We start from the raw sequence: 18,889 nt of genomic DNA on the forward strand, positions 1-18,889 counted from the left end.
GGCGTGCGCGATCGGCACCGCGGTGGCGGCGGCCACCGTCGTGCCCACCGTCAACGCCATCGTGTATCCAGCACCAGCACCGACGCCACCGGAACCGGAACCGGCCGGGGCAGGAAGCGCTGCCGCACCCAGCTGTACCGCTGGTACACCCCCGGCCTCCCCGCCCGCAGCGGGGACAGCACCCAGTCGTCGAGCCGGGGCCAGAAGGTGACCTGGTCGTCCCACCCGTCAAGCAGGTCGTCCGTGTGCACCACCGGCGGCCGGCCGCCGGGCAGCACCGCCAGGGCATCCGCGAGGCGCGCGGCGAACCGGCTCTTGCCCGCGCCGCTCGGCCCGTCGACCGCCACCAGCCGGGTCCGCCCCAACCGCGCCGGGCCCGCGAGCACCCGACGAGCCAATTCGGCGTACGCCTCGACAACTGCGACGGCCGGCCGGCCAGTTTCCGGGTTCAGCGCGGCCTCGCCTGGCACAGCCTCGGGTAGTGCGGCGTCGCGTGGTGCATGAGCGCAGTATGCCGCCACGGCCGTTGGGCGGGGTGATCGACTCTGAATCCCTGATGTCGCGGCATCCCTCTCGCTGGGACACCGCGATACCCGTGCACCCGAGTGGATCATGCGGTGTCCGAGGCCCCGCGGGACGGACTGACACGTCCGGCTGACCGCCCCTGGCCAGCCACCGTCACGTCCGGGGGAATTGGTGCGGCGACGGGTGACGGGCGGCCCGTTCGCCGCCGTGGCTGCTACCGAATCGGCATCATCGGGTGGTGCTCCGAGACGTGATGAGCCCCGGTATCGACGCCCTGCTCGAACAGGCCCGAGCCGGGCTGCACCGACTGACTCCGCAGCAGACCGTCGAGGCGGTCCGCGGCGGTGCGCTGCTGGTCGACACCCGCACCGAACTGCAGCGCCGCGAACAGGGCGACCTGCCGGGCGCGGTCGTCATCGACCGGACCGTACTGGAATGGCGACTCGATCCGGCCAGCGCCTGGCGGATCCCGGAAGCCACCGGATACGACCGGGAGATCGTGCTGGTGTGCCGGCAGGGCTACAGCTCCAGCCTGGCCGCCGCCAGCCTGCAGACCCTCGGGCTGCGCCGGGCCACCGACATGATCGGCGGTGTCGACGCCTGGCTCGCCGCCGGCCTCCCGACGACCGACCGCCCCGCCGACATCCGCCCCTGATTCCGCTACCCGCACAGGGGCCCGCGCGGCCCCCGTCGCCCATCTACTTCACCCTCATCCGCCGAGGCCGGTTCATGATCGTGCTCGATCCAGGAACGAGGCCCCTCCCGCCGCCCACGAGACCACTACAACAACGATCGAGCACGATCACGCCTCGCCGCCCCGCCCCACACTCCCCAAGGGACAGAGGCCGTCAGGTCGGTGGCGGGCCTGGTGGGATGAACGGGAGACCTGCGGGTGGGCCGGTCTCGATGAGGTGCCAGAGCGCGTCGGTGTCCAGGTGTTCCTCGACCAGGTCACCGAGCAGGTCGAGTGAGCGTTCCCGGGCGGCGGCGAAGCTGGTGGCCGGTGCGACCTGGAATCCGGTGCGGCCGGCCAGGCGGGCCGCCTCGGTGAGGAACCACCGGCGGAACCCGTCGGACTCGAACGCCCCGTGCCAGTGTGTGCCGTGCACCGTGCCGAGCACGGCACCTTCGCCGACACCGTCGTCACCGGTCAGCAGCGGGGTGAGGGTGGGATCGGTCTGCGAGACGTACCCGTGGTGGATCTCGTAGCCGCGCACCGGGAGGCCGCCGTGCGCGGTACCCACGGACTGGCGGACGGTCTTGCGCGGATCAAAGGTGATCTCGATGGGCAGCAGGCCGAGGCCCGGCACGCTGCCCCGCCGGCTCTCCACCTGGTCGTGGATGGCCCGGCCGAGCATCTGGAAGCCGCCGCAGAGGCCGAGCACCGGCTTGCCGGCCGCCACGTGCGCGGTCACCGCGTCGGCGAGGCCGGTCTCACGCAGCCAGGCGAGGTCGGCGACAGTGGACTTGGAGCCGGGCAGGACGACCAGGTCGGCGGCGGCGAGTTCGGCTGGTTCGATGGTGAGGCGTACGCGGACACCCGGCTCGGTGGCCAGCGCCTCCACGTCGGTGGCGTTGCTGATCCGGGGCAGTCGGACGACGGCCACGTCCAGCCAGTCGGTGCCGTGGGGGGCGGCGGGACGGCCGAGCACCCGGCCGTAGGCGAGGGAGTCCTCCGCGTCGAGCCACAGGTCCAGTGCCCAGGGCACCACCCCGTACGTGGGTCGGCCGGTGACGCGCCGCAGCATGTCCAGCCCGGGTTGGAGCAGCCCGAGGTCACCCCGGAACTTGTTGATCACGAATCCGGCGATCAGCGCCTGGTCGGCGGGGTCGAGCAGTGCCACGGTGCCGAACATCGAGGCGAAGACGCCGCCGCGATCGATGTCGCCGACCACGATGGTGGGCAGGTTGGCGTGCCGGGCCAGCCCCATGTTGACGTAGTCACCGGCCCGCAGGTTGATCTCGGCGGGGCTGCCGGCGCCCTCGCAGATCACCACGTCGTACGTGTCCCGTAGCTCGGCCAGCGCCTCGTACGCGGTCTCGGCGAGGCGGGGACGCAGGTGCCGGAACGTACCGGCGGTGATGGTGTCGACCGCCTCGCCGAGGAGCACCACCTGACTGGCCAGGTCGCTGCCCGGCTTGAGCAGCACCGGGTTGAACCGCAGGTCGGGTGCGAGCCCGCAGGCTGCGGCCTGCATGGCCTGGGCGCGGCCGATCTCGCCGCCGCGTCCGTCCGGCCCGACGACCACTGCCGAGTTGTTCGACATGTTCTGCGCCTTGTACGGGGCGACCTTCACGCCTTGCCGGTGCAGCCAGCGGCAGATCCCGGCCGTGAGCACGCTCTTACCGGCGTCGGAGGTCGTGCCGGCGACCAGCAGGCCGCCGCTCACCGCCCGCTCCCGCGATCGGCCACGGCAGCCGGCCCGCGTCGACCCGCGACACCGGAACCGTGCCGGCCCACGGCCCGAAGCCCGTGCCGGCCCAGCGCTGCGACCAGGCGGCCGACTGTCACCGGGTACGCGGCGGCCAGCCCGACCGCCGCCAGCCCGACAGCGCCGGAGATCCGGGCGGCGCGCTTCAGGTGTCGCGCCTCCGGGCGAGGGCCGTCACCGAGGAACGGCCGTACCTCGGAGCGCCCGAAGTAGACGTTGCGGCCACCAAGGCGGACACCGAGAGCTCCGGCCATCGCCGCCTCGCACTGACCGGCGTTGGGGCTCGGGTGGTCGTTGCGGTCACGCCGCCACACCCGCCAGGCCCGCTGCCGATCCCCGTGCACGACAGGCGCAACGGCGATGGTGAGCAGCCCGGTCAGCCGGGACGGCACCAGATTGAGCGCGTCGTCCAGGCGGGCGGCCGGGGTGCCGAACCGCGCGTAGCGCGCCGACCGGTGCCCGACCATCGCGTCGAGGGTGTTCGCCGCGCGGTAGCCCAGCAGCCCGGGTAGGCCGGCGACCGCACCCCAGACCAGCGGGGCGACGACCGCGTCGGACGTGTTCTCGGCGACCGACTCGACAGTGGCGCGGGCCAGCTCGGACTCGTCCAGCGTCGACGGGTCGCGCCCGCAGAGGTGACCGAGACGTCGACGCGCGGCGGGCAGGTCACCGGCGCGCAGCGTCCGGCCCATGACGGTGGCTTCGTGGCGCAGCGTGCGCCCGCCCAACACACTCCACGTGCCGGCGGCCACGAGCACCGCTCGGGTCACTGGCCGATGCCGGGTGGCCGCCACAGCAGCGGCCCCGAGCAGAACCGGAGCACCGACGGCCAGCGCGGTGAACGCCGTACCCGCCGTCCGGTCTGGTCGGTAGAGGCGACGCTCCAGCGCGCCGGCAGCCTGACCGAAGCCGGCCACCGGGTGCCACCGGCGCGGATCACCGAGCAGCCGGTCCAGCGCGTAACCGGCCAACAGCCCCACCGCGTTCGCCACCGGCGCTGTCCGTCGCACCCGCACCACCTCCGGCCGGCCAGCCTAGACGAGCACCCCGTGAGCCAGCCCGGCCCGCGGTGCTTCACCACCCTGAGCGGCTCGTGCAGGGCCCGGCCGGAACAGCCTCGCGGCTGCCGCCACGCGGGGTGACGACGCTGCTCGCGCCGCCACCCCGCCCCCGTCGTGCCGCGCGCCGCCAGCCGGTCAGGCCGGCTGCGGCACCCGACCCCGGCCACGCCGCCCCCGACCGGTTGGCGCCGGCTCCGGCTGGCCCTCGTCGGGTGCCGAGCCCAACTCGTCGTCCGAGTCGTCGTCGGTGTGGTCGTCGTCCTCTCCCGGTGGAGGGGCGAACTCGTCGTCGAGATCCGGCGGGATGCTGGCCTGCCCGATCTGGCTGTCGGTCACGGCGACATCGGCGTCGAGGAACGGGCTGGTGCGCACCGCTACGTAGTCGGGCAGCTCGAACTCGTCGTCCAGCGCACTGTCGTCGGGCAGCACGGGCACCTGCTCGGCCGGCACCGGCTCGGTCGGTTCGCCGTGCACCCGGCTCTCGGCCTCCGCGTCCTCCACGGTGCTGGTCGTGACGCTGGGCCGGTTGCGCAGGAACCGGGCGCGACCCCGGGACAGGTCATGGCCGACGGCTACCGCCTCCAGCTCGTAGAGGGTGCGGTGGTTGCCGGCGTCGTCGGTCCAGTCGCGGGTGTAGAGCCGACCGCAGACCACCACCGGATCGCCGACCATGACCGAGGCGGCCACCCCTTCGGCGAGTTTGCGCCAGCAGTTGACGCGGACGCGCAGCGAGTTGCCGTCGACCCACCGGCCGGTGTCGCGGTTGAGCCGCCGGGCGGTCGAGGCGACCTTGAAGTTGGCCACCAGGGTGTTGCTCTGGGTCGTGCGCCGCCATTCGGGCACGGTCAGCACATTACCGACGATAGTTACATAAGTGTCGAACATCGTCCCTCCAGGGGATCGGGGCCTGCCAGCGCGAGTCGACTCGACACCGAGCCTGTGCGCTCCGGACGGCCACCGCCAGCGCGCATCCGCGACCTGTGGACAACGACCCCACCTGTGAACAAAGCCCTGATCATGGCCAGATGTGGTACGGCCGACCCCCCGAATCAACGTCGGCGGTTTCCGGGGCTGCCCGAACTGGGTATGGATTTGATCAACGCACCACCGACAGCTCCACGTCGACGAGAGGTCAGCGCCATGATGATCACCACCATCGGCTCCGCGAACGCTTCCGAGGCGCGGCGATGAGCGCCGTGGCCAACCCCGCCACCGTGGCCGAGTGCCTGCGGGTCGGCGCCGGGTTCTCGCAGGGCGACCGCAATTGGATCGCCGAGCAGTTCGCCACCCTCGACGCCCGGCTGGCCAGCTTCCACGCTGACGCCACCGAACTGGAGGTGTCGGTCAAGGACCGGGAGGCCCGTGGCCAGAAGGTCACCCTGGAGTGCTGGATCGCCGGCCGACAGAAGATCGTCACCACCTCCGCCGAGGAGGACCTGCACGCCGCGCTCAACGACGTCCGCGACGACCTGCGCCGCCGGCTCAACGACGCGAAGACCCGGCAGGAGCCCCGGCACAACAAGCACCTGCGCGACATCCCGCAGCCGCAGAGCGAGCTCAACCCGGCCGACGACGAGGAGCAGATTCCCGCTGCCGACCCGAGCCGCGCCGACGCGGAAACGGTCTGACCCCCACCCGTTCGAGTCGATCATGGAGTTGTGGTGGGCGCTAAATCCGCAATCACCCTTTTTGCGGGCCACCACAACTCCATGATCGACCGAGGAGGGCGGGAGGGACGCGGGACCGGGGATCGCGGGCTACCGCTGGGTAGGTTGGCGGCGTAGCGTCGCCTTCGTGGAACCGGACGTGTTGGGGCCGCCGTACGAGCGGCAGACGATCGACCTGGGCACCGACGACGAGGGCCCGGTCGTCGCGACAGTGGTCCGGCGGCGCGCCGAGCGCCCCACCGGGCGGGCCGTGCTCTACGTGCACGGGTTCGTCGACTACTTCTTCCAGACCCACCTGGCTGACTTCTTCGCCGAGCGCGGTTGGGATTTCTACGCGCTCGACCTGCGCAAATACGGCCGCAGTCTGCTCCCGGGCCAGACCCCGAACTTCTGCCGCGACATCAGCGACTACTTCCCCGAGCTGGACGCCGCCGCCGAGATCATCCGCAAGGACGACGGCCACGACACCCTGTTGGCGATGGGCCACTCCACCGGCGGCCTGATCCTCTCGCTCTGGGCGGACGCCCGCCGCGACTCCGGCACCGTCGACGGCCTGGTGCTCAACAGCCCCTTCTTCGACCTGAACGCACCCTGGGCGGTCCGTCGACCCCTCGCGGCCGCCGTCTCCCGGCTGGGCCGCAGGGCGCCGCACCGCATCCTGCCGTTCGGGCTCGGCACTGTGTACGGCGAGAGCATCCACTCCGACCACCGCGGCGAGTGGACCTATGACCTGGCGTGGAAGCCCCTGGCCGGGTTCCCGGTCCGGGCCGGCTGGCTGAACGCGATCCGCACCGGGCAACGTCGACTCCGCGCCGGTCTGGACATCCAGGTGCCGGTACTGCTGGCCTGCTCGACCCGCTCCTTCCGGGGCACCCGGTGGCACGACAACGCGACACTGGCCGACGCCGTGCTGGACGTCGAACACATGGTCCGGTACGCGCCCCGTCTCGGCCGCCACGTCACCCTCGCCCGCTTCGACGGCGGGCTGCACGACCTCACCCTCTCCGGCCCCGCCGTACGGAAGAAGGTCTTCGACGAGGTGGGCCGCTGGGCCGAGGCGTTCCTCGCCGCCGGCCCCACCGCCCCGGCCGGTCCTGCGCCGACCGGCCCGGGACTGACCGCCCAAAGCCCGACCGACGTCGAGTCGACCGTCGGTACAGCCGCACCGCCCGAGAGCCGACGGTCCAGCGCCGACGCGGCCGATGCGGCGACGTCCGGCGGCTGACCCTGCCTGGAGGCGACGCGGCTCAGACGTCACCGGGTGTCACCGGGAGGACCGCGCGGATCCGGTCGAAGGTCGCCACCGGGTGACCGTCGACGCCGGGTAGCACCAGCCCGAGGCAGTACAGCGAGACCTCCCCCGTCGCGTCGGGCTGGACGATGAAGACCGGCGCGCCGACGTACCCAGGTGGCAGTTCGGTCGTGATCCGCACGGCGTCGGCGTCGCGGACCACGCGCTCGATCGCGACCTCGAGCGGCCGGGAGCCGTCTTCGCGTACCCCAAGGGCCAGCACGAAAGCGGAACCGGCGTCGGCGCCGAGGCGGGCGACCACCTCGGGCCCGGCGGCGATCCCCGCCGGCACCGGCTGGACGCGCCAGCGCCAGCCGCCATCGCCGGCGTAGCGGTGGAGGCCGCCGGTCGGCAGCACCGCGACCCCGTCGCCCGGGAAACGGGCCCAACCGGGCACGATCTCGGCCTCGGACACGACCGCCGGGGCGACCCCCGCCGGCTCGGTGACGCTCGCCCGCAACCCCAGCTCACCACCCGACGCGCCCACCAGGTCGGCCGCCGTCAGCAGGGACTCCCCCACCGGGTCGTCGCCGTCCTGGAAGAAGAAGGCGGTACCGAAGGCGTCGCCCGACCGGTACGGCAGGATGGCGCGACCGACGACCTGGCACAGCTCGTAGGCGACGTCGCTCTCGGAGTCGGAATCCAGCAACACCAGGCAACGGTACGGTCCAAGGTCACGTTGGTTCCGGGTAACCCGGATGCCCGCCGCACGGCCGACGTGAGACCCTGCTCGGCAACGTGGACGCGGGCACCCTTTACGCCGCCGGGCAGCCGGACGGCGGTACCCTCTGGGCGCGACACCCACGCCACACGCGCCCGTAGCTCAGCGGATAGAGCAGGGGACTTCTAATCCCAAGGCCGCAGGTTCGAATCCTGCCGGGCGCACAGGTACTTCCTCAATCTGACCGGCCTGCCTGGGGCTATTTGTGGTGCAAGCGCGCTGCGGCGGCCTCGTGACAGCTCGAGCGGCGCACCAAGCGCCAGCGCGGCCAGATCGAACCCCTGCCCAGTGGGTCACTGCGGGTGAAGGTCTATGCCGGCATTGACCCGATCAGCGGGAAGCGGCACTACCTGACCGAGGTCATCCCCGCCGGCCGCACCGCAGCCAACGAAGCCGAAAGGCGCGTACCCGGCTGCTGGCCCAGGTGGACGAGCGGCGCAACCCCCGAACCCGCGCCACGCTCGACCAACTCCTAGACCGGTGTGCTTGAATGGTCGACATCGCGGCCACCACCCGCGTGGGCTACGTGAACAAGCTCAACAAGCACGTGCGGCCGGTGCTCGGCAGACTGCCGGCCGGCCGACTCGACGCCGAGACGTTGGAGTCGTCTTCGCAAGCATGCGCCGCTGCCGCGACTGGTGCGGAAAGCGTATGTGAAGCACCACGTAGAAGGTGAGCACACCTGAACGGCGAAGTGCCGGCCTCACGCCTGCAAGCCGCTCAGCACTTCGTCCGTGCGTCAGATCCATTGGATCCTCATTGGTGCGCTCAGTCGCGCCGTCCGGTGGCGCTGGATCGCCATCAACCCCGCCGGGCAAGCTGAGCCGCCCACGCCGCCGCACCCTGACCCGCAGCCACCGAACCTGCGGACGCTGCGCATCATCAACGAGGCATGGCATGACCCGGACTGGGGCCCGCTGGTCTGGCTCGCCATGACCACCGGCGCCCGAAGCGGTGAACTGTGCGCGCTGCGCTGGCACCATCTCGACCTAGCTGCCGGCGTGCTGACGTTGCGGCGCAGTGCCTACTTTGACGAACGCGGCGAGCTGCGGGAGAAGGGCACCAAGACGCACCAGCAGCGGCGGGTGGCACTCGACCCGGACACGAACGAAGTGCTGCGCGAGCTGCACGGCCGGCACCTCGACCGGCTGGCACGGCTCGACGCCGAGGCGGATACCGCCGACTACGTCTTCTCCCCCGAGCCGGACAACAGCCGCAGCTACCGACCCGACACCATCGTGCGGCGGCACGGCCGGCTTGCCGTCAGGTCGAGGATCGAGAGCCGAATCCACGCCCTACGCCACTACTCATCGACCGAGTTGATCAACGCGGGCGTGGACGTTCGGACAGTGGCGAGCCGGTTTGGGCACAGCGGTGGCACGACCACACTCAAGGTATGCGCAGCTTGGCTGCCGGAGTCAGACCAGCGGGCCGCGGGAGCGCTGGTGGCTCGCATGCCGCCTCGTCCCCCACTTCTCTACCGCCCAGCCCAGACGACCAGTTCGCGCCACTAGATCGCAGATGCGTTGCGCCAAGTAGATCAGTGTGGGACGACTCAAGCACGGCGACCCACTGCCTGCAGTCTTGGAGCTGGCGGATATGTGCAAAGTGTCCGTTGGAGCTCATCGAGCCGTCCAGCAACTCAAAGATGAGGCCTCGTGGTGACTGCGAGGCCGCAGGTCTCTGGGCAAGCTAATGGGTGTCGCATAGGAGCAGATGGTGGCAAGATCTGCTCTGCTCACTGCACGAGAAGGTCAGGAGAGACGATGCGGCTTACAAAGATCGAGTTCAACGGCTACAAGCGGCTCAGAGACACCGGTTGCAATGTAGACGGTAAGCTTATCGCCTTTGTCGGACCCAACGAGGCGGGCAAGAGCAGTATTCTTGCCGCCCTGACGTGGATCCTTCAGCCTCGGGCGCTTGAGTCGCGCGAACGGAGCCGGGGCGCGAACATTACAGACGAAACAGAAGTGGTCCGGGCCACCTTCACGCTCGCACCAGAGGATCTTGCGGCGATAGCGCACCTCGAATGCAGCAATCCCCCGAGATCCTTCATCGTATCTCGGACTGCAGGCGGCAGGTTGATACGAACGTTCCCCGAGGACGTCCAATTCTCACAGCCCTCAGCACTAGATTCCATTCGTGCGGCCAAACAATTACGAGATCTTCTTGCTGTAGATCACCCGTCGAATGACGAATCGTTAAGTTTCCTGAGCAACAGTCTGACCGAGACGATCGATCGGATTCGCGCCTTCAGTCCGACGGAGAGGGATCTAAATCGGGCAAGTATTGTCGACGCGATCAAACTGATTCAGGACGCCTTTCCTGTCAACACCTCAACGGCGCAAGTCCAGTCCGGCCCGAATGCAAATATACTCAAGCGACGCAGGAGCGCTGCTAGCAATCTGGTGCGCGAACTCTCAGCACTCGACGGACGGTTGAAGACGGACCCACAGGAGCAACTGGCGAATATTCTCTGGGGTCGATCGCCCGACTTTGTACTCTTCACGGCCGACGACCGCAATCTCGAGGCGACATATGACCTTGGAAATGAAAATCTACGTAAAACACCACCCGCAGCCCTGCGAAACCTATTGCAGGTCGGCGACACCAGCGTCAAGGAAATGTGGGACCTCATCGCCAATAAGGACCGAGCAGGGTTGCGAACACGTCTTAAGTGGGTGAACCGGAAGATAGATGCTTACTTCACCGGCAGTTGGCAACAAGAGCACCTAAAAGTGCATATAGATATCGACGGCACAACCCTTGAGGTCTTCGTTGAGGAAGCGGATGACAACGGAATTTTCAGCTCTTTTGGCGAGCGCAGCGATGGCCTCCGAACCTTTGTTGCCCTTAGCTGCTTCCTCACCATCGCACCGACCAGGTTTCCACCCATCCTTCTGATTGACGAGGCGGAGACACACCTGCACATCGATGCCCAAGCGGACTTGGTCAACGTTCTAGAGACCCAGAATCTTGCGGAGCAAGTACTATATACGACCCATTCGCCAGCCTGCTTGCCGACTGACCTCGGAACGGGAATCCGGTTCGTTGAGCCCGTTCGACATGCCCCCGAAAGCAAACTTCGCAGCAACTTTTGGGACAGCAACATCCCCGGCTACTCGCCCATACTATTTGCAATGGGAGCTGGAGCAGCGGCCTTCTCGCTATGCCGCAGGGCCCGTCCTTTGCGAAGGTCCCACAGAAATGATTATCCTGCCGAAGATGATCCGGCTTGCAACGGGACTGCAGCGCCTGGAGTACCAAATCGTTCCTGGACTTTCGGTGTCCAGGCTGGAGGATTTGGCACCAGGAAACATTGCCGGCAGAGTGGCCTACCTCGTCGATGGAGACCAGGGCGGCAAAAACTTGCGATCGAAGCTAATAGGGTCCGGTGTACCGGAGAGCCACGTTCTGCAGCTGCCCGAACATTTCGCTATAGAGGACTTCGTCACCGAAGCATCATACTTGAGCACCGTTAGCCAGATACTGGCAGACTCAGGGTATACGGGAGCCCATCCCACCGCCTCGGAGATAGCCGGAAGTGGAACCATATCTAAGCGCGCTTCGGATTGGTTCAAAGAGAAGAAACTACAGGCGCCAGGCAAGACGATCGTCGCAAGTCGCCTCGTCCGCACGATTTCGAGGGAGAGTTTGGCTCCCGGCGCAGTGGAGGCACTTGCCAAGCTACACGGCAACATCACGGCACTTCTTGGCGAGGGAAGGTAGATTGCCAGCGATATTAAGCTGTTGGTGTTGGGTGACTCATAATACATCGGTCATGCTGTCGTTTCCGTGGGAGCGTCGCTGGCTCAGGTCTGAGCGCGGGCGCGTGGTCTCACGCGTGGTGCGAAACGCTTGGCGACCAGAGACAAATCCGCAATCAGGAGACCCGGCCAGATCGTCCGACGGCTCTGACGAAACCCGCGTCAGCGTCCGGCGCTACGTCAGTATCGTGCGGCGGTGCTCACGATCCGGATGAACGAAGCCGCCGCAACCGCGCTTCGCCCACTGACAGGCAGTGACGTGCCGACCGGCACCCTCGATCAAGACCTGGAAGACCGGCTCGCGCAAGGGCTCACGGACAACGAAGGCGCGCTGATCTTCACGACGCACGTTGGTCAATGGCCTGCCGCACCAGCGTCAGCCTCTGCCGCTTTGGTCACGATGGGTTGGCGGGACCTGACCGGTTACGAGTGCAACTACAACAGCTTCCATCTGCAAGACCACGCGCCGGTACAGGCCACGATCCTCGATGACGGGCAACCCCAGATCAGCGACGACGATCGCCTCGTGCTGCTGCGGCTCGGGATGGCCGTGGCTGCGGCCGTGCTACGACTGGTCCGCACCCAAGCGCACCCCACCGCCGTACGCTGCATCGTGCTGGTGAACGACACCAACGGGACGTTCCGGTTCCACCGAATCCGGCCTGACGAGAGCTGGATCGACCTTGACGACTTGGAGCGGTACCCGAGGGAGATGACCGTCGTCATCGACAGTCACTCCTGAAGAGTCATTGGAGCGCGAAGGGACGCGCATCACCCACCGACACTGACGCTGCCCGAGAGGCCGCGTCAGCCGTCGTCAGCTCTGTTCGGCGACGAAGGTGCCCCGCGCGTGGACGGTGACGACCAGGCCTCGCTCACGTAGTTCGCGCATGGCCATCCGTACCGTGCCCCGCGCTACGCCGTAGGTCTGCTGTAGATGCAGTTCGCTCGGCAATGGCTGCCCAGGGCGCAGCTTGCCTTCCTCGATCTGCTTCGCGAGCAGGTCCGCCAACTGCCGGTAGATCGGCACATTGGACAGTGGGCTCGTCATGGCCGGAGCGTAGACACGCACATGATCTGTACGTGTTCAGGGTTGTACAGCCTCTAGACGTCTAGTCACTAGACGTCTACGCCCTGTACGTTTGTCATGGTCAGAGCAAGGTGGCCCCCAACAGCGATTGCGCCGCTGACCGAGGGCCTTGATCGCCTAGCTAGGAGGCGACCCGTGCGAACCCTACCCACCCCGCCCGCCTGCGGAGAGCCTGCGACGGTACGGATCGAGCTGTACACGGCAGACTCTCTCGATGCCTGCGCGTACACCTGTCCTGCTCACACCATCTACGTGACGGCACTGGTGACCGGGGCCGAAATGAACGCCCATCCGGTCGGCATGGCACCCGACGTCGAGCGGCCCTGCGGCTACGTACACGTGTTCCCGACCGGCACCCTTGCCACCGGATCCGCCGACCTGAGCCACCCTCGCTGGTGCGATCGGGGTGGCTGCAACCGTAGGGGACGGCACCGCTCGCCAACGCTAATCCTGGACACCAATCGACCGGAGACCTCCATCGTTGACGTGGCCTTGGAGCAACCGCTGCACCCCGCAACCTCACCGATGGTGAGCCTGACGAGCGTGGAGGGTGACGCCGCAGCCGGGCTCCTGCTCTCCGTCGGGCAGGCCCGAGTATTGAGGTACCGCCTGGTCAACCTGTTCGGCATGGTCATGACCACCGGCATCGACGAGCGCCCGACGTAGGACCCCAACAGGAGTGCGGCGCGGTCCGCGCGACAGCGCCGCCCCATTCATGGGGCGGCTCTACAGGTGCCACGTGGACCGGTGACACCCGGCCTGCCGCAGAACCTGCTACCCCTGGATGCGGCGGCCGGGACAAGAACTGCCCAACCGGTGTCTACGGGTCGGTCGACCTACGGCGTTAATAGGGCGTGACGTTCGAGGAGTACGCGTTCGCTCGCACTTCGGCGCTGGTGCGGCTCGCCCGACTGCTGACCGATGACGAGCATCGAGCCGAGGACCTGGTTCAGGAGGTCCTCGCGAAGGCGTACGCCCGCTGGGGGCGGATCTCCCGGACGGACCGGCCGGACGCGTACGTCCGTCGGATGCTCGTCAACGCCCACCACTCGTGGTGGCGGCGGCGCAGCAGCCGGGAGGTCTCGGTCGCGGCGGTGACCGACTGGGCGGGCGCCGCGGACGAGGCGGCGGTGGTGGCCGAGCGCGACGCGTTGTGGCGGCTGGTCCGTGAGCTGCCGAGGAGTCAGCGCACCGTGATCGTGCTGCGCTACTACGAGGACCTCGACGACACGTCGATCGCCGAGATCCTCGCCTGTTCGGCCGGCACCGTTCGCACGCACGCGAAGCGTGCCCTGGCGACGCTGCGAAAGCGGCAGGAAGCACCGACCCCCGCACGGACAGGAGAGTTCTGATGTTCAGCGATCTCGATCAGCAGCTCACCGCGACTCTCCAGCAGCGCGCGGGTGGCGACGTCGACCCCACTCCGATCGTGGAGCACGCACGTCATCGCGGTCGCCGGCTCCGGCTGCGTCGTCGTGGGCTGATCGCCGGGGGCGTGGCGGCGTGTGTCGCCGTCACCTCGGTCGTCCTGGCGTTCCCTACCGGTCGGGGCAGCGACGACCCGATCATGCCGGCGGCGGCGCTCATGCTGCCGGAGGCGTCGGGGCAGAGCGGTGCCATCGCACGCCCCGAGGAGGTCGGCGCCGATCCCGCAACTGTGCACTTCTCGACCGAGGCTCTGGTCGACGGTGCCGAGTGGGCAACGTGGAGCGCCGGGCGCGGCACCGAGAGCGTCGAGTTCCGGGGCCCGAAGGGGCAGGCGCGTTTCGCGTTGGCGCGCAGCACGACGGCGTTGGACGGGTTGCAGCAGACGTTGTCCTCGGCCGGGCGACCGCAGCCACGTGCCGAGGCGCGGGTCGGCGACCGCCCGGGGGTCGCCTGGTTCGACCCGTCGGGTGACCGCAAACTGTGGTTCGTGCGGTGGCAACCCGTCGGCGGGCTGTGGGCCCAGTTGGACACGTACGCGACCACCCAGGACGAGGCGGCAGGCACCGCCGCCCGGGTCCGGTTCGACAGTGCCCACCGTTGCGTCGTGCCGTTCCGCCTGGAGTCGGTGCCGCCCGGTGGACGGTTGCTCGGATGCTCGGTCACGCTCGGCCGCGAGCGGGACAGTCGTTTCGTGGACGGCTCACTTGTGGTCGGTGACGACACCGGTCGCTGGCTGACAGTGCGGGCGCAGCGCGCGCCGGACGGCTACGAATCCAGATCCGGTGACCTCGTCGCGGGCCCCTACCGGGCTCGCCGGCAGGGCAGCGACGTGCTGGAGATGACCGTCAGACCCTGCGTCGTGGAGGCGTTCCGCACGGGCTGGGGCAGCGGCTACACCGAGGCGGAGGGCCTGACGATCCTCGGCGGTTACCGGCCGGCCGGAGACCTCGACCGCCCGGACACCTGGTGACACCGCAATCAGGCTGAGGTTGCCGCCACGCAGAACTCGTTGCCCTCCGGGTCGGCCATCACCACATGCTGGTGGTCGACCTCGACCAGGACGGTCCCGCCGGCCCGCACCAGACGATCGGCCTCGGCCCGGATCCGAGCCCACCGCTCGTCGGGGCTGCCGTGGCCCGGCACCCGGATGTCGATGTGCAGCCGGTTCTTCGCGGTCTTGGGCTCCGGGACGTTGAGGATGGAGAGGTACGGGCCGACCCCGTCCGGGTCGCACAGCCACGCGCCGTCCTCGGGTACGTCGTCCTCCGGTAGGTCGTACTGCGCCAGCCACTCCTCGCGCGTGGCGAAGGGCGGTGGTGGTGGCTCGTCGATGTAGCCCAGAGCGGTCTTCCAGAACGCGGCGAGCACCTGGGCGTCGGTGGAGTCGAGGGTCAAAGAGATTCGAGCTGCCATGGACGGACGGTAGCGCGACCCCCCGACGGTCAGACCGGCCCCAGCAGTTTGGCCAGCGCGTCGTCACCTTGACCGAGCTGCGCCCCACCGGTCGGGAGCGCGACCAGGAAACGCCGGCAGCCGTCGAGTTCCACGTACCGGTCGGGTCCGGCCGTGGTCCCATCGAGCGGGTGCAGCACCGCGAACCGGGTCGCCGGGGTGGCGCAGTCGGCCACCGCCCGACGGTTGGACAGGCCCCGGAGCACGCCCGCCTGACGCTCGGCAGGTAGCGGCCCGCCGTACACGAAATCTCCCGCCGGTTTGTCGCCGCCCTGTTCGGACGCGGGCACCTCGTAGACGCAGAGGCGCAGCGGTCCGGCGGCCGGCGACACGGCCGAGGCCGGCGGCTTGGGACCTCCGCTGCGGGTCTCGACCCACACCATGTCCGACCACCGCTGCGCGCATCCGGCGGCCTCGGCCGCCGGGGATTCGATCTGCCCGACGGTACGGGTGGCCACCGTCTTCCACTGCAGCCCGGCCAGCGCGGCGGTCACCTCGGTACGCGGCTTGCGGCAGGAGTCCGTCGGCAGGTACGGCCGTAGCCAGCGGCCCTGCTCGTCGACGAGGGCCAACCAGGGTGGGATGACCATGTCGAGGGTGCAGGCGATCTCCCCGTCGGCCTGTTGGTTGGGCATCCGCAGTGCGGCGAGCAGCGCGTCGATGTCCTCGGCGCGCCGCTCGGTGGCGGTCTGCTCCTGGCCCCCGTTGGCACCCGGCCGGATCTCCCGCCCGCAGAGCACCACGGCGACCGGAGTGAACGAAGGGTCGATGCGTCCGATCTTCGGCTCGGGCACGGCCGGCGCCGGCGTCGCCGTGTTCGGCACGGTGATCACCTCGCCGGCCTGCGGTGCCGCCTTGGCGCAGGAGGTCCACGCGTCGACGATCTCGGCCGGGCCGGGTTCCTGGCCCCCGCCCGGTGCCGTTGTCGTGCCAAGGCAACCACTCAGCGCCACGCCGAGCAGCGCGACCGCCAGTGCCGTTCGGGACGAGCGCATCCGGCCCACCACCTCTCCACCCGAGGATGGGACGGACGACGGGCACGCCCGGTTCCGCCAACCACCAACGGAACCGACAGCAACCTTCGGGCGTCACAGCGGAATGGACCGACTGCGCGCCGCGACCCTCAGCGTGACGGTGCTCCTCGCCACGGCGGGGTGCACCAAGGAAGACGACGTGCCGAACCCTCCACCGCCAAGCCCAGCCGTGTCACAGAGCCCGGACGCCCCGGCCGTGCGCCTCGTGGAGACCGACCAGGCGGACCTGCACCTCTGGGTGAGCAACCAGTCGTTCAAGGACGACCCGGTCGCCCTCACGGTCAGCATCGACGGGGCCGAGATCGTCGATCGACTCTTCGCGGTCGAGCATCAGCACAACTGGGTCCTGTTCCCGGTGCAGGTCGCTCCGGGTCACCATGTCGTGCGCATCGTGGCGGGCACCGGGGTCGAGAAGCAGGAGAGCTTCACGATGCCCGAGACCGGGCGTCGGTACGCGGCCATCGACTACGGCAATGCCATGGACGAGCGTCAGCGGCACGTCAACTGGTTCATCCAGTCCACCCCGATCGGGTTCGCCTGACGATCGGCGGGGTGACGCGGGCGACCGGTGGGCAGGCTGCCGGTCGGGCCCGCGACGCCCGCCGTCATGATGGCCGAATGGCACATCTGGGACTTGTCGCGCTGCTGGTCAGGGAGTACGACGAGGCGATCGACTTCTACGTCGGCGGCCTCGGTTTCGAGTTGGTGGAGGACACCCCCCGACCGGACGGTTCGCGGTGGGTGGTGGTCCGGCCGGCAGGTGCCCGGGAGACGGCATTGCTGCTGGCCCGGGCGAGCACCGTCGAGCAGCAGGCTCGGGTCGGCGACCAGACCGGCGGCCGGGTCGGGCTGTTCCTGTACACCGAGAACTTCGCCCGGGACCACGCCCGGATGGTGGCCGCCGGGGTGCGTTTCGTGGAGGAGCCGCGCCACGAGGCGTACGGATCCGTAGCGGTATTCATCGATCTCTACGGCAACCGTTGGGACCTGCTTCAACCCCGCAGCACAGAGTGACACATTAGCGACACTATGCACTCAAGTGGTCGGCGCTCGCAGTAAAGCATGCTATTGTCCGATGTCGATCTCCGCCCGCGCGGACCCGGACCGGGTCGTTGCCGGAAGGACACTTCCCGATGCCGGGCACTGCCACTTCTTCCGTGCCGCCGACCACGCTGGACAACCCGGCCGGCGGGGCGCTCGGCCTCATCTTCACCACGTTGCCGGCGATCCTGCGGCTAACCTGCGGGCTGGTCGGCGCGGCTGTGGCCCTGTCGGTGCAAACCCCGCCGGTCGAGCCGGCCCTGTTGCTGCCCGGTGTGGCAGCGCTGACCGGCTGGTCGATCTGGTACGCCCACCGCGCGCTACGCCACGGCATCGGCCCGAACCTGGTCGCCGGTGACGTCGCCGTCACCGCGCTGACCTGCCTCTTCATCCCCGTCCTGGTGGCGCCCGGCGTCCTGCCTGGCGAGGGCAGTTGGATCGCCGTGCTGGCCAGCACCACGGTGATCAACACACAGGCGACCGCCCCGGCGCGCTGGTCCATCCCGGCCGGACTGCTCGTCGTCGCCACGTACGTGACGGGCGCGCAGGCGGCCGGCAATCCGACCGAAGCCCGGGCGCACGCCGCCACCCTGCTGATGCAGACCCTCTGCACCGCCATGATGGCGGGGGTGATGCGCCGACGGATCGGCCGTGCGGACCGCGCTTTCGTCGAGCACCAACTGTTGACCCGGGAGTCGTTGGTCGCGCGGGCCGCCCGCGATGCCGAACGCCAGCAGAACCGCGACCTGCACGACACGGTGCTCGGCACGTTGACCATGGTGGGGCTGGGCGCGGTGCCCGGGCCTTCGGCCGCCTTCCGTGAACGGTGTGCCGCCGACCTGCGTACCCTCGTCGCACTCACCGACGTCAGCCCGGTGGCCGGCGACGGCCCGGTACCGCTGGACGGGCGGTTACGGACGGTGGTCAACCGTCTGCCCGAGCTTCCGGTGCACCTGGCCCTGGAGTCGTACGCGGTTCCGGCGGGGGTTGCCGACGCGATCAGCGAGAGCGCCTACGCCGCGCTGTCCAACGTGGTCCGTCACGCGCCGGGAGCGCAGGTCACGCTGGGGATGAGCCGGGACGCGGTGGGCGTCGTGGTGGAGGTCGCCGACGACGGTCCCGGCTTCGACCCGGCCACCGTCCCACCTCACCGGTACGGGTTACGCGAGTCGATCCGCGGCCGGATGGCGGCGATCGGCGGGCGGGCCGACGTGCACTCGGCGCCCGGTGCGGGCACACGGATCCGACTGGAGTGGCCCGGTGTCGGCTGACCTCGGCACGCCGACGCAGACCACCGGCGAACCGGAGGCACCGGACCGGACCAGCGTGCCGGCACCCCGGGAGCCGGTCGCCGCCGGCGGGCTCGCCGCGCCGGCGGCC

The 18,889-nt window shown here is 69.2% G+C and carries 19 protein-coding genes, 1 tRNA gene and 1 pseudogene; 13 read left to right on the forward strand and 8 right to left on the reverse strand.

Annotated elements, in window-relative coordinates:
* Positions 1 to 65: 65 nt before the first annotated feature.
* Positions 66 to 614, reverse strand: a pseudogene (locus ACWCO3_RS15495) (uridine kinase family protein); the annotation flags it as partial.
* Positions 615 to 778: 164 nt separating this feature from the next.
* Between ACWCO3_RS15495 and ACWCO3_RS15500 the strand changes: the two are divergent.
* Positions 779 to 1,180 (forward strand): rhodanese-like domain-containing protein, encoded by a 402-nt coding sequence (locus tag ACWCO3_RS15500; protein WP_145785474.1) that lies wholly within the window; start codon positions 779 to 781, stop codon positions 1,178 to 1,180.
* A 193-nt stretch (positions 1,181 to 1,373) separates the two neighbouring features.
* On the opposite strand, the gene ACWCO3_RS15505 is transcribed toward ACWCO3_RS15500, so the two are convergent.
* From ACWCO3_RS15505 to ACWCO3_RS15515, 3 genes are all read right to left on the reverse strand, one after another.
* Positions 1,374 to 2,915, reverse strand: a complete 1,542-nt coding sequence (locus ACWCO3_RS15505) for a cobyric acid synthase (protein WP_358164265.1) — start codon at positions 2,913 to 2,915, stop codon at positions 1,374 to 1,376.
* Entirely contained in the window at positions 2,912 to 3,967 is a 1,056-nt protein-coding gene (locus ACWCO3_RS15510; RefSeq protein WP_450010505.1) for a cobalamin biosynthesis protein, read from the reverse strand. The genes ACWCO3_RS15505 and ACWCO3_RS15510 overlap by 4 nt, the downstream gene beginning before the upstream one ends.
* Before the next feature lie 186 nt (positions 3,968 to 4,153).
* A complete protein-coding gene (locus ACWCO3_RS15515) occupies positions 4,154 to 4,903 on the reverse strand; it encodes a single-stranded DNA-binding protein (protein WP_450010507.1) in 750 nt (249 codons plus the stop codon).
* Positions 4,904 to 5,205: 302 nt separating this feature from the next.
* On the opposite strand from ACWCO3_RS15515, the gene ACWCO3_RS15520 reads away from it, so the two are divergent.
* Both ACWCO3_RS15520 and ACWCO3_RS15525 read left to right on the forward strand, forming a co-directional pair.
* Positions 5,206 to 5,646: an HPF/RaiA family ribosome-associated protein gene (locus ACWCO3_RS15520; RefSeq protein WP_354890131.1), complete on the forward strand. Its 441-nt coding sequence runs from the start codon at positions 5,206 to 5,208 to the stop codon at positions 5,644 to 5,646.
* 166 nt (positions 5,647 to 5,812) lie between these two features.
* On the forward strand, positions 5,813 to 6,910 hold the full coding sequence (locus ACWCO3_RS15525; protein ID WP_450010510.1) for an alpha/beta hydrolase: 1,098 nt from the start codon (positions 5,813 to 5,815) through the stop codon (positions 6,908 to 6,910).
* Between the two features lie 22 nt (positions 6,911 to 6,932).
* Here ACWCO3_RS15525 and ACWCO3_RS15530 read toward each other — a convergent pair whose 3' ends face one another.
* On the reverse strand, positions 6,933 to 7,628 hold the full coding sequence (locus tag ACWCO3_RS15530; protein ID WP_145779307.1) for a hypothetical protein: 696 nt from the start codon (positions 7,626 to 7,628) through the stop codon (positions 6,933 to 6,935).
* 160 nt (positions 7,629 to 7,788) lie between these two features.
* On the opposite strand from ACWCO3_RS15530, the gene ACWCO3_RS15535 reads away from it, so the two are divergent.
* The 4 genes from ACWCO3_RS15535 to ACWCO3_RS15550 all read left to right on the forward strand — a co-directional run bounded on the left by ACWCO3_RS15535 (position 7,789) and on the right by ACWCO3_RS15550 (position 12,206).
* Positions 7,789 to 7,861: transfer RNA gene (locus ACWCO3_RS15535), tRNA-Arg, on the forward strand.
* A 570-nt stretch (positions 7,862 to 8,431) separates the two neighbouring features.
* Complete coding sequence (locus ACWCO3_RS15540) at positions 8,432 to 9,211, forward strand: site-specific integrase (protein ID WP_450010512.1); 780 nt, start codon at positions 8,432 to 8,434, stop codon at positions 9,209 to 9,211.
* Between the two features lie 252 nt (positions 9,212 to 9,463).
* Positions 9,464 to 11,179 carry an AAA family ATPase gene (locus tag ACWCO3_RS15545; RefSeq protein WP_450010514.1) on the forward strand — a complete coding sequence of 572 codons (1,716 nt, stop codon included), beginning with the start codon at positions 9,464 to 9,466 and terminating at the stop codon, positions 11,177 to 11,179.
* A gap of 481 nt (positions 11,180 to 11,660) precedes the next feature.
* The gene (locus tag ACWCO3_RS15550; RefSeq protein ID WP_450010516.1) at positions 11,661 to 12,206 is read left to right on the forward strand and encodes a hypothetical protein; all 546 of its coding nucleotides are present in this window, start codon (positions 11,661 to 11,663) and stop codon (positions 12,204 to 12,206) included.
* A gap of 75 nt (positions 12,207 to 12,281) precedes the next feature.
* Here the strand turns inward: ACWCO3_RS15550 and ACWCO3_RS15555 are convergent, their stop codons facing one another.
* Positions 12,282 to 12,515 carry a GntR family transcriptional regulator gene (locus ACWCO3_RS15555; RefSeq protein WP_358164241.1) on the reverse strand — a complete coding sequence of 78 codons (234 nt, stop codon included), beginning with the start codon at positions 12,513 to 12,515 and terminating at the stop codon, positions 12,282 to 12,284.
* A gap of 567 nt (positions 12,516 to 13,082) precedes the next feature.
* Here ACWCO3_RS15555 and ACWCO3_RS15560 point away from each other — a divergent pair.
* The 3 genes from ACWCO3_RS15560 to ACWCO3_RS15570 all read left to right on the forward strand — a co-directional run bounded on the left by ACWCO3_RS15560 (position 13,083) and on the right by ACWCO3_RS15570 (position 14,952).
* On the forward strand, positions 13,083 to 13,220 hold the full coding sequence (locus ACWCO3_RS15560; RefSeq protein WP_450010518.1) for a hypothetical protein: 138 nt from the start codon (positions 13,083 to 13,085) through the stop codon (positions 13,218 to 13,220).
* 188 nt (positions 13,221 to 13,408) lie between these two features.
* The gene (locus ACWCO3_RS15565) at positions 13,409 to 13,906 is read left to right on the forward strand and encodes a SigE family RNA polymerase sigma factor (RefSeq protein ID WP_145779301.1); all 498 of its coding nucleotides are present in this window, start codon (positions 13,409 to 13,411) and stop codon (positions 13,904 to 13,906) included.
* On the forward strand, positions 13,906 to 14,952 hold the full coding sequence (locus tag ACWCO3_RS15570; RefSeq protein ID WP_450010520.1) for a hypothetical protein: 1,047 nt from the start codon (positions 13,906 to 13,908) through the stop codon (positions 14,950 to 14,952). The genes ACWCO3_RS15565 and ACWCO3_RS15570 overlap by 1 nt, the downstream gene beginning before the upstream one ends.
* An 8-nt stretch (positions 14,953 to 14,960) precedes the next feature.
* Here ACWCO3_RS15570 and ACWCO3_RS15575 read toward each other — a convergent pair whose 3' ends face one another.
* Positions 14,961 to 15,395 carry a VOC family protein gene (locus ACWCO3_RS15575; RefSeq protein WP_358164231.1) on the reverse strand — a complete coding sequence of 145 codons (435 nt, stop codon included), beginning with the start codon at positions 15,393 to 15,395 and terminating at the stop codon, positions 14,961 to 14,963.
* 29 nt (positions 15,396 to 15,424) lie between these two features.
* Entirely contained in the window at positions 15,425 to 16,429 is a 1,005-nt protein-coding gene (locus ACWCO3_RS15580; protein ID WP_450010522.1) for a hypothetical protein, read from the reverse strand.
* A 103-nt stretch (positions 16,430 to 16,532) separates the two neighbouring features.
* Here ACWCO3_RS15580 and ACWCO3_RS15585 point away from each other — a divergent pair, with 103 nt between their 5' ends.
* From ACWCO3_RS15585 to ACWCO3_RS15595, 3 genes are all read left to right on the forward strand, one after another.
* Positions 16,533 to 17,009: a hypothetical protein gene (locus ACWCO3_RS15585; protein ID WP_450010524.1), complete on the forward strand. Its 477-nt coding sequence runs from the start codon at positions 16,533 to 16,535 to the stop codon at positions 17,007 to 17,009.
* A gap of 77 nt (positions 17,010 to 17,086) precedes the next feature.
* A complete protein-coding gene (locus ACWCO3_RS15590) occupies positions 17,087 to 17,482 on the forward strand; it encodes a VOC family protein (RefSeq protein WP_145779296.1) in 396 nt (131 codons plus the stop codon).
* 119 nt (positions 17,483 to 17,601) lie between these two features.
* The gene (locus ACWCO3_RS15595; RefSeq protein ID WP_145779295.1) at positions 17,602 to 18,780 is read left to right on the forward strand and encodes a sensor histidine kinase; all 1,179 of its coding nucleotides are present in this window, start codon (positions 17,602 to 17,604) and stop codon (positions 18,778 to 18,780) included.
* Positions 18,781 to 18,889: the final 109 nt, after the last annotated feature.

It is taken from the genome of Micromonospora sp. NPDC002411 (genome assembly GCF_053592955.1).

Excerpts from the sequence above, each read along its gene's own strand:
- ACWCO3_RS15500 (WP_145785474.1), top strand. The coding sequence starts at position 779 with ATGAGCCCCGGTATCGACGCCCTGCTCGAACAGGCCCGAGCCGGGCTG.
- ACWCO3_RS15515 (WP_450010507.1), bottom strand. The coding sequence starts at position 4,903 with ATGTTCGACACTTATGTAACTATCGTCGGTAATGTGCTGACCGTGCCC.
- ACWCO3_RS15520 (WP_354890131.1), top strand. The coding sequence starts at position 5,206 with ATGAGCGCCGTGGCCAACCCCGCCACCGTGGCCGAGTGCCTGCGGGTC.
- ACWCO3_RS15545 (WP_450010514.1), top strand. The coding sequence starts at position 9,464 with ATGCGGCTTACAAAGATCGAGTTCAACGGCTACAAGCGGCTCAGAGAC.
- ACWCO3_RS15555 (WP_358164241.1), bottom strand. The coding sequence starts at position 12,515 with ATGACGAGCCCACTGTCCAATGTGCCGATCTACCGGCAGTTGGCGGAC.
- ACWCO3_RS15570 (WP_450010520.1), top strand. The coding sequence starts at position 13,906 with ATGTTCAGCGATCTCGATCAGCAGCTCACCGCGACTCTCCAGCAGCGC.
- ACWCO3_RS15575 (WP_358164231.1), bottom strand. The coding sequence starts at position 15,395 with ATGGCAGCTCGAATCTCTTTGACCCTCGACTCCACCGACGCCCAGGTG.
- ACWCO3_RS15580 (WP_450010522.1), bottom strand. The coding sequence starts at position 16,429 with ATGCGCTCGTCCCGAACGGCACTGGCGGTCGCGCTGCTCGGCGTGGCG.
- ACWCO3_RS15585 (WP_450010524.1), top strand. The coding sequence starts at position 16,533 with ATGGACCGACTGCGCGCCGCGACCCTCAGCGTGACGGTGCTCCTCGCC.
- ACWCO3_RS15590 (WP_145779296.1), top strand. The coding sequence starts at position 17,087 with ATGGCACATCTGGGACTTGTCGCGCTGCTGGTCAGGGAGTACGACGAG.
- ACWCO3_RS15595 (WP_145779295.1), top strand. The coding sequence starts at position 17,602 with ATGCCGGGCACTGCCACTTCTTCCGTGCCGCCGACCACGCTGGACAAC.